This is a genomic window from uncultured Sphingomonas sp., assembly GCF_913774285.1.
Classification (GTDB): Bacteria; Pseudomonadota; Alphaproteobacteria; order Sphingomonadales; family Sphingomonadaceae; genus Sphingomonas.
Map to the genome: position 1 here is coordinate 150,777 of NZ_CAJYHX010000007.1, position 15,047 is coordinate 165,823.

The window sequence follows — 15,047 nt, forward strand, 5'->3', positions numbered from 1 at the left end:
AAAAGGGGGCCGTTGCCGGCCCCCTTATCAGGTCGAAAGCAGTTCGGATCAGAAGGCGATCCGGACACCCGCATAATAGCGGCGGCCGATCGGATCGTAGACGCCTGCATCGGTGTCCTGGCCGGCCGAGGCGCCGATATCGGCGAGGTAGGGCGGCTTGTTGTCGAGCAGGTTGTCGCCGCCGACGAAGAACTCGTACTGGCGGTTGACGCGGAAGCGCAGCTGCGAGTCCAGGTAGAACTGCGGACGTGCACGGACCGACGGATCGGTACCCGGGCGTTCGCCGGTCAGCTGGTCGTCGATGCTCGACTGGCTCAGCCAGGTACCGGTGACCGTCAGGCCGACGCCGTTGATCGCATAGTTGCCGTTGATCGTGAACTTGTCGCGCGGCGCGCCGATCTCACCGGCGAAATAGTCGCGGTCCGCGTTCGGCACCGGCACGGTATAGCCGGTGAACAGGTGCGTGTACGAACCGCGCAGGCCGAGATTGCCGGCCAGGCCCCAGTCAGACAGGTTCTGGTTCCACGTCACGGTGGTGTCGATGCCCGAGGTCTTCAGGCCGCCGCTGTTGCGGAAGGTGGTGTTGACCTCGTCGATCGAACCGACGCTGTTCGCGCCGACCGCCGCCGCACGGCGCACGATCTGCGAGCAGTAGGACTGCACGCCGCCATTGTAGCACTGCGCCAGCGTGTACTGGAGCGGGGTGAAGACGATGGCGTCCTTGATGCGGATATTGAAGTAATCGACCGTCACGACCAGGTTGCGCAGTGCGCGGATCGAGCGGGGGTTGATCACGACGCCGGCCGTGAACGAGTCACCCTTTTCTTCCTGCAGGTTCAGATTGCCACCGCCGAAGCTGGTGATGCCCTGCTTGTCCGCCTGGCTCACCGCGAAGGCACCGTTGGCGGCAATGTTCGCGGCGACACCGGTGGCTGCGCGGCACTGCGTGCCGAGCGTACCGCCGGTGGCCGCCGTCACGCCAAGGCAGGGGTCCTGCAGGCCGCTCGGGAAGTCCTGCTGTGCAGGCTGATACAGCTCGTTGATGTTCGGCGCACGCACCGAACGCGCGGCGATCACGCGGAAGCGGATGTCCTCCACGGGCGCCCACTCGCCGCCATAGTTGTAGCTGACCGTCGTGCCGACCGTCGAATAGTCGGACACGCGGATCGCACCGCGCACGTTCAGGGCATGGAAGAACGGACGATCCTGAAGCAGCGGCGCGATCACTTCGCCGAAGCCTTCCCAGAGGTGGAAGCTGCCCGAGGTGGCCGGCAGCGCATTGTTGCCGTTCAGGCCCTGCTGGGTGAGAAGGTCGAAGGTGTTGCTGCTGGTCTCGCGGCGATACTCGGTGCCGATGTTGATGCCGACCTCGTCGGCGCCGAACAGCGAGAAGAGCTTGCCGGTGACGTTGCCGCCGAACACCGTCTGGGTGACCTTGGCATCGAGCGTGGTCGGCGCCTCGATATAGCCGGCGGCCGGCGCGAGCGTGCCGATGCCGTAGATGTTGGCGGGCACGCAGCCTGCTGCACGCGCGGCGGGGTCGGCGCAGACGATCTGGCCGGTTGCCGGATCGGTATAGGCGTTCAGCGCCTGGGTGAACTTGGTGCTGTCGAACTGGCCCGAGCCGGTCTGATGCTCCTTGCTCTGGCCGTAGATACCATAGACTTCATAGCTCCAGCGATCCCCGGCGAACGAACCGTTCACGCCGCCGGCGATGCGGAACAGGTCGCGGTCCGCGGACGAGGTGCGCGGGCCGAAATCGGCGAGGCGACGCTCGAAATAGACGTCGCGCAGACCGTCACCGTCGGTGTCGGTCGCGGCGTTGAAGATCGCGTTCGGCACATACGGGTTGCGATAGCGGGTGCCGGCGACGATCGACTCGATCGGCACCTGGCCGCCGGTGGCGATATCGACCAGATCGGAGCTGAGCGGGAAGGGCTCGATCTCCGTGCGCACCTTGGTCTTGGCGTAGTTGCCCTCGACCCAGACATTGGCTGCCGACGAGAACTCGAAGTTCGCGCGGCCGGCGGCGACATAGCGCTCGACCGGGACGGCGAGGTAGCGATAGTCCGAACGGTTGAAGCCGCCGCAGCTAATGTCGGTGCAGTTCACCAGCGAGCCGGTGTTGTAGCTGAACGTCTGGTCGCCCGCATAGATGCGGCCGCCGGGCGTGAAGCCGGACAGGAAGGGACGCTCGGGATCATTCGGGGTGAAGCTGGCGCTCGACGAATCGACCGCGCTCGAACCCGCTTCGGTCGAGCGATCGCGCTTCAGCACGGTGCCCTGCTTCGAATAGCTGCCGAACAGCATCACGTTGCCGCGACCGTCGGCGAAGTTCTTGCCGCCGAGCAGGCTGTACTGCTGGTCGAAGCCATCACCGCGATCGGTGATGCCGAGCTGGCCATCGGCCTGCAGGCCTTCGAAATTCTTCTTGTAGACGATGTTCACCACGCCGGCGACCGCGTCCGAACCATAGACGGCCGAGGCGCCGCCGGTCAGCGTGTCGATCCGCTCGATGAAGCCGGTCGGGATCACGTTGAGGTCTACCGCCTGGCTGCCCGGCTGGCCCGAGACGAAGCGGCGGCCGTTGACCAGCACCAGCGTGCGATCTTCGCCGAGGTTGCGCAGGTTCACCGTCGCGGCGCCCGCGCCCTGGGTGGCGAAGCTCGAATTGGTGCGGCTGATGCCGGGGGCACCGAAAGCCGGGTTCTGCAGCAGCACTTCCTGCACGTTGATCGCGCCCTGCTGCTGGATCTGCTCAGCGCTGATCACCTGCAGCGGCGAGGCCGATGCGGCGGCCGGCGAGGCGATACGCGAACCGGTCACGACGATTTCGGAGGGTTGGTCCTGGGTACCGGCGGTCTGGTCCGCGCCGGTCTGTGCGGAAGCGGCCGGAATCGCGATCAGTGCGCTTCCAAGCAGCGTGCTTGCCAAAAGATGGTGGCGACGCAAAAGATACATAGAAAACGTCCTAACTCGTACTGAAACAAACTGGCATGCGCGGTTACGCATGCGTGAACCGGCAGCGGAGTAGGGGGTGAATTTGGTGCGCGCTACGGCCCGTTAGGACTTTTATGTCATTCCATTCATCTGTGTAGCAAATTCGCAACAATTGCGATTTTTGGAAGTATTTCTACAATAATTCAATGTTTCGCTTTTTCATTTCGATGATGTTTCTGAAATGTTTTGGCGTGTCGGGTTCAGTCCCCCGTGGGGACGTGTGCCCAAAATGCTTTTCGCACCGAGCTGCATTGGCTTAAGGACGAAGCGTGGCAGGCCTGGGGACCCTTTGGTGATCGTTCTATCGCAGAGTGGCGCAGCCATCGTCGGCGCCGTGCTTGCGTTCGTGCTGATCGCGGCGGTCTGGGCGCTCTATGCCGGGCTCGCGGCACGCGCCGCCGCACGCACCGCCTATGAGCAGAACCGCCGGTTGCTGCGCTTTGCCCGCACCTCGCCGGCGTTGCCGATGCTGGTTCGCGCCGATGGCAGGATCGAGATGTCGCCGCGTCTCGCGGCCTGGCTGGGCCTGGACGGACCGGTCGATTCGCTCGCCCGCCTGTCACAGAAGGATTCGGGGCTGGATCCCGAAGACGTTGCCTTGCTCGGCGAGCAGGTGGAGGCGGCGCAGCGTGCCGGCCAGTCCTTCCGCCTGTCGTTGCCGGTGCGCGGCTCCGAACGGATGCTGCTGGTGCTCGGCGAGCGCGCCTCCGAGGCGGTGGAGACGCCGGGTAGCGTGCTGCTCTGGGTGCTCGACTCGACCGACAGTCAGGCGGAGGTGGGATCGCTGGAGCGGGAGGCCGATCGGCTGCGCGCCGCCTTCGACGCGTTGACCGCGCTGATCGAGGCCGCGCCGATGCCGATGTGGTATCGCGGGCCCGATCTGCGGCTGCTGATGGTCAACACCGCCTATGTGCGCGCGGTCGAAGGCCGCGATGCCGAGGACGTGGTGTCGCGCGGCGTGGAACTGGTCGACGGCGCGGGGCTGGGCGGTCCGCTCGCCAACGCCGCGATCGCGCGCGACACGCAGGAGCCGCAATCGGCCGCGATGCCCGCGACGATCGCCGGTGCGCGGCGGATGCTGCGCCTCCACGACGTGCCGCTGCCGACCGGCGGCATCGCGGGCTTTGCGGTCGACATCGAGGAATTGGAGCGCGCCCGCGGCGGTCTGAAGCGCTTCGCCGAGGCGCAGCGGGCGATGCTCGACCGGATGTCTGCCGGCGTCGCGCAGTTCGGCTCGGATCGCAGCCTGGTGTTCTGCAACCAGCCCTTCCGCCGCCTGTTCGCGATGAAAAACGAGTGGCTGGCCGACCGCCCCGAATTCGACCGCGTGCTGGAACGCATGCGCGAGGCGCGCAAGCTGCCCGACGTGCGCGACTTCCCCCACTGGAAGGCCGAGCGCCGCGAATGGTTCACCTCGCCCGAGGCGGTGGAGGAGAGCTGGAGCATCGGCACCACGCACCTCCGCGTCGTCGCCCAGCCGCTGCCCGAAGGCGGGCTGCTGCTGATCTTCGAGGATCAGACCCAGCAGCTCGAACTCCAGCGCGAACATGGCGAGATGCAGCAGGTGCGCACCGCCACGCTGGACAGCCTGGCCGAAGCGGTCGCGGTGTTCGGCAAGGGGCGGCTGCAGCTGTGGAACCGCAAGTTCCGCCAAGTCTGGGGCTTCGAGGACGGCTTTCTCGACGGCCACCCGCAGATCGCCACGATCGTCAAGGCGGCGGGCGGCAAGCTGGTCAACGCGGCCCGCGCCGAGATCATCGGCGACCTGATCCGGCTCGCCGCCAAGGATCGCCAGCAGCGCGGCTCCAGCATCACCTTCGCCAATGGCCGCCATTTCGACATTGCCGCGGTGCCGTTGCCCGACGGCAACGCGCTGGTGACGATGCTCGACACCACCGATCGCCAGCGCGTGGAGCGGGCCCTTCGCGATCGCAACGAGGCGCTGGAAGCGGCCGACCGAGTCCGCACCGCCTTCGTTGCCAATATGAGCTATGAGCTGCGCACGCCGCTCACCTCGATCAAGGGCTTCGGCGAGATGCTGCAGGGCGGCTTTGCCGGCAAGCTGAGCGCCGACGGCAAGGAATATGTCGAGGCGATCCTGATGTCGGTCGATCGGCTCGGCGGGCTGATCGACGACGTGCTGGATCTCACCCAGAGCGAGGGCCAGCCGATCGAGCGCGAGACGGTGGACGTCGAGCTCGCCGCGACCAGCGCGGCCGACGTGATCGCGCCGCTCGCCAAAGGCAAGGCAATCGAGCTGGTGATCGAGGATGCGGGCACGGTCGGCGTAGTGCAGGGCGATGCCCGGCGCATCCGCCAGACGGTGGAGCATCTGCTGCGTCACGCGGTCTCCAACACGGGGGAGGGCGGCCGCGTGCTGCTGCATCTAGACGGCAATGCGCGGGTGGCGCGGGTGATCGTCAGCGACGATGGCCCCGGTATGCCGCCCGAGGCGGTGGCGCGCGCGTTCGACCGGTTCGCGCAGGTCGGCACCTCGCGCGGCGGCGACCGCGCGCTGGGGTTGGGCCTGCCGCTCGCCAAGCAGTTCGTCGAGGCGCATGGCGGGCGGATCGAGTTGATCTCCGAGCCGGGGCAGGGGACGCTCGTCACGGTAGAGTTGCCGCGCGGATGACCAAAAACACTATCCTGCTCGCCTCGCTCGAAGAGGCGCTGGCGCTTGGTGCGAAGCTGGCGGCAGTGATCGGCCCCGGCGACGTCATCGCGCTGTCGGGACCACTGGGGGCCGGCAAGACCAGCATTGCCCGCGGGCTGCTCGCCGCCCTCGGACTGGAGGGCGAGGCGCCGTCGCCGAGCTTCGCGATCGTCCAGCCCTATGATGTGCCCGAGGTGCGGCTGCCGGTGCTGCACGTCGACCTGTACCGGATCGAGGACCCGGACGAGGCCGAGGAGCTGGGGCTCGACGACGCCCGCCACGATGCGCTGCTGCTGGTCGAATGGCCCGAGCGGCTGCCCGCATCGGCATGGCACGACGCCTTGTGGCTGACGCTGGCGGTCGCGGCGGACGGCACCCGTAGCTTGACAGCGCGCGTGCCGGCGGCATGGGAAGGCCGATGGCCGTTGACATGACTCCGCCGCCCGCGGCGCCCGCTTTTCTCGCTTCTGCCGGTTGGGCAGGAGCCGACATCCTCCCCGTTGCCGGCGATGCCTCGTTCCGCCGCTATTTCCGCGTCGTCGAGGGCGACCGCAGCGCGATCCTGATGGACGCGCCGCCGCCGCATGAGGACCCGCGCCCGTTTCTGGCCGTGGCGCGCTGGCTGACCGACCTCGGCTTCGCCGCTCCCGCGATCCTGCACGAGGACCTGGCGCAGGGCCTGGTGCTGCTGGAGGATTTCGGCGACGTGCGGCTGCGCGAGACCGTTGATGCCGAGCCGGCGCGCGAGCTGGGCCTCTACGGCGCGGCGGTGGATCTGCTGGTGCGGCTCCACGAGGCGCCGGCGGGTGTCGAGGCGCCGTACGACCTCGCCGTCTACCAGCGCGAGGCGGGGCTGTTCATCGAATGGTATTGCCCGGCCGTCGGGCTGGAGGTGGATGCCGCCGGTTATCGCGGCGCCTGGGATGCGGTGCTGGCGCCGCTGCTCGATGGTCATCGCCCCGTCACGGTGCTGCGCGATTATCATGCTGAGAATCTGATGCTGATCGAGGGTGGCGAAGGCTTGGGACTGCTCGACTTCCAGGACGCGCTTGCCGGCCATCCCGCCTATGATCTCGTCTCCCTGCTCCAGGATGCGCGTCGCGACGTGCCGGAGGCGACCGAGGCGGCGATGCTTGCCCGCTACCGGGACGCGACCGGCGCGGGAGAGGCGTTCGACACCGCCTATCACGTGCTCGGCGCGCAGCGGAACGCCAAGATCCTCGGTATCTTCACCCGGCTGTGGAAGCGCGACGGCAAGCCGCGCTACCCGTCGCTCTGTCCGCGCGTGTGGACCTATCTCGAGCGCGACCTCGCGCATCCGGCGCTCAAGCCGGTGGCGGACTGGTTCGCCGCCAATGTGCCGCCGGAGAAGCGCGGCGATCCGATGCAGGTGGCGGCATGACGATCTATTCGCTCCGCCCGCAGCCCGCAGCGCCGGTGCCCAGGACCGCGATGGTGATGGCTGCCGGCCTCGGCAAGCGGATGCGTCCGCTCACCGTCACCCGGCCCAAGCCGCTGATCGAGGTCGCCGGCAAGCCGCTGATCGACCATGTCTTCGATCGCCTGGCGGCGGCCGGGGTCGAGCGCGCGGTGGTTAACGTCCATTACCTCGCCGACCAGCTCGAGGCGCATTTGCGCGCCCGGGTGAAGGGCATGGAGCTGCTGGTGTCGGACGAGCGCAAGCAGTTGCTCGAGACCGGCGGTGGCCTCGTCCAGGCCCGCGAACTGCTGGGCGACCAGCCCTTCCTCTGCGTCAACAGCGACAATCTGTGGCTCGATGGCCCCAGCGATGCGATCCGGCTGCTCGCCGCCCAATGGGACGATGCCAAGATGGACGCGCTGCTGCTGCTGGTGCCGCTGGCGCGCGCCACCTGCCATCGCGGGCAGGGGGATTTCCGGCTGGACGCGTTCGGGCGGATCACCGAGCGCCGCAAGCCGGGCCGGCTGGCGCCTTTCGTGTTCACCGGCATCCAGATCCTGTCGCCGCGCGTGATCCGCGACTGGCCCGAGGGGCCGTTCTCGACCAATTTGTTCTGGAACCGCGCCATGGAAACCGGGCGTCTCTGGGGCGCGGTGCACCAGGGGCTGTGGTTCGATGTCGGCTCGCCCAAGGCGATCCGCGAAACCGAACTGGCCCTCGCGGAGCTGTAAGCCCACCCATATCCTCCCCCGCCAGGGGGAGGTGTCAGGCGCAGCCTGACGGAGGGGGAGGAAGCACGATCGTTTCCGTTCTGGCATCCTCCCCCTCCGCCGCGCGTTGCGCGCCACCTCCCCCTGGAGGGGGAGGATAAGCTGCTTCGAAGGTTGCGCCGTCTGGTGCAACCCCGCTAAGGTTCGCGCTCCGTTCCCCTTTTGCCGAGCCGCATGTCGCACGCCCTGCACCTCTACACGATCCCGCCGCACCGGGCCTTTGCCGATGCGCTGGCGATCGGGCTGATCCGCCGCTTCGGGGCGGACCCGCTGCGGCTGGCGCGCGGCGTGGTGCTGTTGCCGAACAACCGCGCCAAGCGCGCGATGCAGGACGCGTTCGTGCGCGAGAGCGGCGGCGGGCTGCTGCTGCCCCGATTGGTTGCGATCGGCGACCCCGAACTCGACGAGGCGGTGTTCGAGACGGTCGACGATGCCGAACCGGTCCCTCCCGCGGTCGATCCGCTCCAGCGGCGGATGATCCTCGCGCGGCTGCTCCAGGGGCATGATGCGCGGCTCGACGCGGCGGAGGCGGTGCGGCTGGCCGGCGATCTCGGCGCGACGCTCGACCAGTTGCTGGTCGAGGAAGTTTCGCCCCGGCGGCTCCGCGAGCTCGAGCTTGGCCCCGAGCTGTCGGCGCATTGGGAGCGTTCGCTCGCGCTGTTCGAGATCGTGCTGACCCGCTGGCCCGAGGAACTGGCCAAGTTGGGGCGCGTCGATCTGCCCGAGCGGCGCCGGCGCCTGCTCGATCGCGTCTCCGCGCGGTGGAAGGCCACGGCACCGTCGGGCTTCGTCTGCGCCGCAGGGATCACCACGGCGGCGCCCGCCATCGCGCGGCTGCTGCGGGTCGTGGCGGGGCTGCCCGAGGGCATGGTGGTGCTCCCCGCGCTCGCCACCGCGATGGGCGACGACGAATGGGAGTCGCTCGGACCGCACAAGCCGGACCCCGCCACCGGGCGCCGCCGCCGCGCGCTCGAGACGCACCCGCAATTCCACCTCAAGCTGCTGCTCGACCGGATGGGCGTGGCGCGCGGCGAGTTCCAGCAATGGCGCGTCGCCAGCGAGCTCGATGCGCCGCCCGCGCGCAGCAAGGCGATCGCCTCCGCGATGCAGCCGCCCGAGCTCACCCATCGCTGGACCGACCTGCCCGCCGGCGAGCGGCGGCTGGACGGCGTCCGCGCGCTCGAACTCGCGACCCCCGCCGAGGAAGCCCAGGCGATCGCGCTGGCGCTGCGCGAGGCGCTGGAGACGCCGGCGCGCACGGCCGCGTTGGTCACTCCCGATCGCGCGCTTGCCCGCCGTGTGGCGGCGCATTGCGCGCGCTGGGGGATCGCGGTGGACGACTCCGCCGGCCAGCCGCTGTCGCTCACCCCGCCGGGCACGCTGCTGCTGGCGCTGGCCGATGCGGCGGCACAGGCCTTCGCGCCGATGCCGCTGCTGACCTTGCTCAAGCACCCGCTGGTGCAGCCGAACGACCGTGCCGCCTGGCTGGACGGCGCCCGCGCGCTCGACCTCGCGCTGCGGGGCCCGCGCCCGGCGCCGGGACTTGGCGGTGTCGACGCGCATCTCGCCGAGCAGGGCGGCCGCGAAGGGACGCTTCGCCGCACCGCTGCCCGCTGGTGGGAGACGGCGCGGCCACTGCTCGCGCCGTTGGAGGCAGTGTTCGCCGGGGGCGCGCAGCCGCTCGCCGAGCTGGTCGCAGCGCTTCGAGAGGCAGCGCAGGCACTGGGCGGTGACATGCTGTGGAGCCGCGAAGACGGCCGCGCCGCCGCGCTGCTGCTCGACGATCTGGAGCGCGAGGCCGCACATGGCCCGGCGCTGGCCGAGCCGGACAGCCTCGCGCCCATGCTGCGCACGCTGATGGACGAAGTCGCGGTGCGGCCGCCGCAGGGCGGGCATCCGCGGCTCGCCATTCTCGGCCTGATCGAGGCGCGGCTGCACAGCGCCGACCTGATGATCCTCGGCGGGCTTAACGAGGGCGTGTGGCCGGGGCTGCCCGCGCCGGACCCGTGGCTCGCGCCGCGCATCCGTGCCGAGCTGGGGCTGCCGGGGCTGGAGCGGCGGATCGGCGTCTCGGCGCATGATCTCGCGATCGGCCTGGGGGCGAAGGATGTGCTGCTTACCCGCGCCCGCCGTGACGCGAGCGCGCCGACCATCGCTTCGCGCTTCTGGCTGCGGCTGGAGGCGCTGTCGGGTGGTCTGGAGCGGGCAGGCGACCTCGCCGCGTGGATGGCGGCGATCGACGCGCCGGGCGCCTTTGCGCCGGTCGCGCGGCCCGAGCCTTCGCCGCCCGCCAAGGATCGGCCCCGGGTGATTTCAGTCACCGAAGTCGATCGCCTCAAGGCGGATCCCTATGCCTTCTACGCGCGGCGGATGCTGCGGCTGATGCCGCTCGATCCCGTCGATGCCGATCCCAGCGCGGCGTGGCGCGGCACCGCGGTGCACGACGTGCTCCAGCGCTGGTTCGAAGAGGACGATTGCCGCCCGGACCTGCTTCGGGCCCGCGCCGAGGCGATGCTGGCCGACACGCGTACCCACCCGCTGATCCGCGCGCTGTGGCAACCGCGGCTGATCGAGGCAATCGACTGGATCGCTGGCGAGCTGGTCGAACAGGGGGTGAGGGGCCGCACGGTGCTGGCGGTGGAGCGGGACGGTTCGATCGACTTCGCCGGCGTGACGCTGCGCGGCAAGTTCGACCGGCTCGATCGACTGGAGGGCGGCGCGCTGGCGATCGTCGACTACAAGACCGGGCAGCCGCCGAGCACGCGCGCGGTGAAGGCAGGGTTCAGCCTGCAGCTCGGGCTGCTGGGGCTGATCGCCGAGCGCGGCGGGTTCGAGGGTATCGAGGGCGCGGCGCGGGCATTCGAATATTGGTCGCTGGCGCGCAATCCGAAGAGCGGCGCGTTCGGCTATGTCGATTCGCCGGTCGATCCGAAGAAGCGCGAGCCGGTGCCGGCCGAGGATTTCGTCAGCATCGCCGCCGAGCATTTCGCCGCGGCGGCGGGCGAGTGGCTGACCGGCGAGCGCCCGTTCACCGCCAAGCTGGTGCCGGAATACGCGCCCTATGCGGAATATGACCAGCTGATGCGCCGGGATGAATGGTATGGGCGTGAGTAAGTTCAGTGCTCCTGCGAAAGCAGGAGCCCAGGACCACACGGGATTCCCTCGCGACTCCTGGGCCCCTGCTTTCGCAGGGGCAAGGGTGGAAGAACGCCGCCCATGAGCCGCAGTCCCGCCAAGCTTCACCCGCTGAAGGGCAACCAGCAGCGCGCCAGCGATCCGCGTCGCCATATCTGGCTGTCGGCCTCGGCAGGGACCGGCAAGACGCAGGTGCTCGCCGCGCGCGTGTGGCGGCTGCTGCTCGCGGGCACCGATCCCTCGGCGATCCTGTGCCTCACCTTCACCAAGGCCGGCGCGGCCGAGATGTCCGAGCGGATTACCGGCCGTCTGGCCTATTGGGTGCGGGCGAAGGATGAGGAGCTCGCCGCCGATCTCGCCGCGCTGGGCGAGAGCATCGGCCCCGAGAGCCGTGCCGTTGCCCGCACGCTGTTCGCGAAGGTGCTGGATGCGCCAGGCGGCGGCATCCGCATCCAGACGATCCACAGCTTCTGCCAGTCGCTGCTCGCCGCCTTCCCGATCGAGGCGGGACTGGTGCCCGGCTTCCGCCCGCTGGAAGCGCGCGAGGAGGCGGTGCTGGCCCGCGAAACGCTCGCGGAGATGCTGGTCGAGGCCCGGCGCGAGGGCCGTGAAGGCGTGATCGATGCGATCGGCGCGCTCTCCTTGCGGCTCGGCGAGGGTGGGGCGGAAGGGTTCCTGCAGCAATGCGCACGGGCCGGCGAGGCGCTGGAGGGGCTGCCCATCGGCATCCAGCCCTGGCTGCGGAGGGCGTTCGACCTGCCCGTGGGCGATATCGCGGAGTCGCTCGCAACAAGCTGCTGCGACGATGGGTTCGATGTGCAAACGCTACGCACTATCGCTTCTGCCAACAGGGAATGGGGCACTGCCCGCGGACTGGAGCGCGCGGACGTGATCGCCGCCTGGCTTGCGCGCTCGCCGGAGCAGCGCGCCGACACGCTGGCTGATCTCCACCTCGTCTGGGCAACGGCCAAGGGCGATCCGCGCAGCTTCGCCAAGGGCCAGGCGCCGCAGGATCCCGACTATGCCGAGGCGGCGATGCGGCTCCATGGCCGCTGCGGCGAATTGCTCGCGATGCGAGTGCGTGCCGCCTATGTCGACCTGCTCGCGCGCGGGCTGGAAGCCGGCCGCGAATATGCCCGCGCTTATACCGCCGCCAAGCGCCGGCTGGGCGCGGTCGACTTCGACGACCTGATCGGCCGCACCATCGCCTTGCTCCGCCAGGAAGGGATGGGCGAATGGGTGCGCTACAAGCTCGACCAGGTGACCGAGCATGTGCTGATCGACGAGGCGCAGGATACCAATCCGCGGCAATGGGCGATCGTCTCGGCAATGGCCGACGAGTTCTTCGCGGGCGAGGGTGCACGCGGCGATCGGCTGCGCACGCTGTTCACCGTGGGCGATTACAAGCAGGCGATCTTCGGCTTCCAGGGCACCGACCCGATCTTCTTCCAGGCGGCGTTCGAGCGGTTCAAGCGGCTGGCGAATTTCCGTCCGGACTACGAGGTGGAGGCACGCGAGCTGGAATCGCTGTCGCTGACCCACAGCTTCCGCTCGACCCGCCCGGTGCTGGAGTTCGTCGATACCGCATTGGACCTGCTGCCCGAGCCCGGCATGGGCCCGATGAGCGACAGCGAGCCGCACGCCAGCGAAGTGCCGGGCCCCGGCACGGTGACTTTGTGGCCGCCGGTGATCGAGGGCGGCAGCGAGGCCGACGAGGAAGAGTGGATCGGCGACGCCACCCGCGCGCTCGCCGCCCGCATCGCCCGGCAGATCAAGGGCTGGGTGGGCAACCTGCCGCTCGCCAGCAAGGGCCGGATGCTCGCCCCGGGCGACGTGATGGTGCTGGTCAAGCGGCGTGGCGAGCTCGCCTCGCTGATCGTCGCCCGCCTCTATGCCGAGGGCGTGCCGGTTGCCGGCGTCGACCGGCTGCGCTTGAACGCGCCGCTGGCGGTGCAGGATCTGCTCGCGGCGATCCGCTTCGCGCTCCAGCCCGAGGACGATCTGTCGCTGGCATCGCTGCTGGTCTCGCCGCTGATCGGCTGGAGCCAGGAGGAGCTGATGGCCGCGGCCGTGCGCGAGCGCGGCGGACTGTGGCGGCACCTGCGCGAGCGCCAGCCGGCCGAGAAGCTGGCGCCGCTCTACGACCTGCTGCGCCGCGCCGACCTCGCCACGCCCTACCGCTTTCTCGAGGAAATCCTGTCCGGCCCGCTGCAGGGGCGGCGCAAGCTGCTGCTGCGGCTGGGCGAGGAGGCGCGCGATCCGATCGAGGAACTGCTCAACGCCGCGCTCACCTTCGAGACGCGCGCGACGCCGTCGCTACAGCGCTTCCTCGACTGGTTCGATCGCGGCGATGTCGAGATCGTGCGCGATCCCTCGGCACCGCTTGACGCGGTGCGGGTGATGACCGCCCATGGCTCGAAAGGATTGCAGGCGCCGCTCGTCATCCTGGCCGACGCCACCGCCGATCCGACCGCGAGCCCCCGCTCGATCCTGCGCTGGACGCCCGAGCCGGGGGCCTTGCCGATCCCGGTCTTCCCGCCGCGCGCCGACGAACGGGGCGGGCCGCTGGATGCCGTGGCCGCCGAGATCGCCGCGCGCGAACTGGCCGAGCATTGGCGGCTCTTCTACGTCGCGGCGACGCGGGCGGAGGAGCAGTTGGTGGTCGGCGGGGCGCTTGGCAAGCGGGCGGCGGGCGTGCCGCCGATGCATAGCTGGTACGCGACCTGCGCCCGCGCGATGACCGCGCTGGGCGTGCCCGAGGTCGAGCCGGGTGACGGCCGGTCGCGCCAGTTCCTCGGCATCTTGCCACAACCGCCGGTCGCGGCTCGCACCGGCACCGTGATCGTGTCGACGGCGCGTGAGGAAACGCGGCTGCCCGACTGGGTTCATACTCCCGCGCCGCAGGAGTCGCGACCGCCGCGCCCGCTCGCACCGTCGCAGCTGGGCGAGGACATGGTCGCCGATCCGCCCCCCACACCCGCCATGCGCGCCGCGGCCGAGCGGGGACGGTTGATCCACTGCTTGCTCGAACGCCTGCCACCGGTGGTGCCGGAGCAGCGGCGGGGGGCGGCCGAGCGCTGGCTTTCCCAAGCCGCAGGTGTCGAGGATGCCGCCCTGCGCTCCGACGTGACGGGTGCCGTGTTTGCGATCCTCGACGATCCGGCCTTTGCGCCGCTGTTCGGGCCCGGTTCGCTCGCCGAAGCGCCGATCGCCGCGACGCTGGCCAATGGGCTTGTCGTTTCGGGTCGGGTCGACCGGCTGCTGATCGGCGCGGACGAAATCCGTCTGATCGACTATAAGACGGGGCGCCGCGCCCCCGGCAAGATCGACGATGTGCCCGCATTCCATCTGGCGCAAATGGCGGGTTATGCCGCCGCGCTGGAGGTGATCTTCCCGGGACGGCGGGTGTCGGTCTCGTTGCTTTATACGGCCGGGCCGCGCCTGATCACCGTGCCCGACGCACTGCTGGCGGCGCACAAGCCCGGCTATCGCGACCGGGAGCAAAGCTTGGCGCTCGGTGGTTGAGCGACCGACCCGGGCGTCCTAGATGGATGACAATCCAAGGAGTATTGAGACTATGGCAACCAAGCAGATCACCGACGCCAGCTTCGAAGCGGACGTCCTGAACTCCGACAAGCCGGTGCTGGTCGATTTCTGGGCCGAGTGGTGCGGACCGTGCAAGATGATCGGCCCGTCGCTGGAGGAACTGTCCGAGGAACTGGGCGAGCAGGTGACGATCGCCAAGCTGAACATCGACGACAATCCCGACGCGCCCGGCCGTTACGGTGTGCGCGGTATCCCGACGATGATTCTGTTCAAGGGCGGTGCCGCCGCCGCGACCAAGGTCGGCGCGGAGCCCAAGGGCCGGATCAAGGCCTGGCTCGAAGGCGCGCTGTAAGGTGTAGACGGTTTCGGGACGGTCTCGGTGAGACACCTTCCCTCCCCTCGGTCCCCTCCCGCCTGCGGGAGGGGCGTGCCCAGCCCGACGCACCCGGCATAAAAACCCCCGCCGCAAGCGGGAGGGGTGTGTTCAGTCCAACGCAACCGGCAGAAAATAGCCCCTCCCGCA

The 15,047-nt window shown here is 69.4% G+C and carries 8 protein-coding genes; 7 read left to right on the forward strand and 1 reads right to left on the reverse strand.

The genetic code is table 11. From position 1 onward, the window contains the following. Window positions 1-48: 48 nt before the first annotated feature. Window positions 49-2,961, reverse strand: a complete 2,913-nt coding sequence (locus QZ670_RS03690; RefSeq protein WP_294252382.1) for a TonB-dependent receptor — start codon at window positions 2,959-2,961, stop codon at window positions 49-51. 331 nt (window positions 2,962-3,292) lie between these two features. Here QZ670_RS03690 and QZ670_RS03695 point away from each other — a divergent pair, with 331 nt between their 5' ends. The 7 genes from QZ670_RS03695 (at window position 3,293) to trxA (ending at window position 14,876) form a co-directional block, all read left to right on the forward strand. Continuing rightward, complete coding sequence (locus tag QZ670_RS03695; protein WP_294252384.1) at window positions 3,293-5,632, forward strand: PAS domain-containing sensor histidine kinase; 2,340 nt, start codon at window positions 3,293-3,295, stop codon at window positions 5,630-5,632. After that, entirely contained in the window at window positions 5,629-6,087 is a 459-nt protein-coding gene (tsaE, locus tag QZ670_RS03700) for a tRNA (adenosine(37)-N6)-threonylcarbamoyltransferase complex ATPase subunit type 1 TsaE (protein ID WP_294252386.1), read from the forward strand. The genes QZ670_RS03695 and tsaE overlap by 4 nt, the downstream gene beginning before the upstream one ends. Next, entirely contained in the window at window positions 6,084-7,055 is a 972-nt protein-coding gene (locus QZ670_RS03705; protein WP_294252409.1) for a phosphotransferase, read from the forward strand. Before tsaE ends, QZ670_RS03705 begins: the two co-directional genes overlap by 4 nt. Beyond that, the gene (locus tag QZ670_RS03710; protein ID WP_294252388.1) at window positions 7,052-7,804 is read left to right on the forward strand and encodes a nucleotidyltransferase family protein; all 753 of its coding nucleotides are present in this window, start codon (window positions 7,052-7,054) and stop codon (window positions 7,802-7,804) included. Before QZ670_RS03705 ends, QZ670_RS03710 begins: the two co-directional genes overlap by 4 nt. Window positions 7,805-8,017: 213 nt before the next feature. Continuing rightward, window positions 8,018-10,957, forward strand: coding sequence for a double-strand break repair protein AddB (gene addB / locus QZ670_RS03715; RefSeq protein WP_294252390.1), 2,940 nt, complete (start codon window positions 8,018-8,020; stop codon window positions 10,955-10,957). Window positions 10,958-11,059: 102 nt separating this feature from the next. Beyond that, complete coding sequence (gene addA, locus QZ670_RS03720) at window positions 11,060-14,503, forward strand: double-strand break repair helicase AddA (protein ID WP_294252392.1); 3,444 nt, start codon at window positions 11,060-11,062, stop codon at window positions 14,501-14,503. A gap of 52 nt (window positions 14,504-14,555) precedes the next feature. Then, complete coding sequence (gene trxA / locus QZ670_RS03725) at window positions 14,556-14,876, forward strand: thioredoxin (protein WP_007404159.1); 321 nt, start codon at window positions 14,556-14,558, stop codon at window positions 14,874-14,876. The last annotated feature ends 171 nt before the right edge of the window (window positions 14,877-15,047 follow it).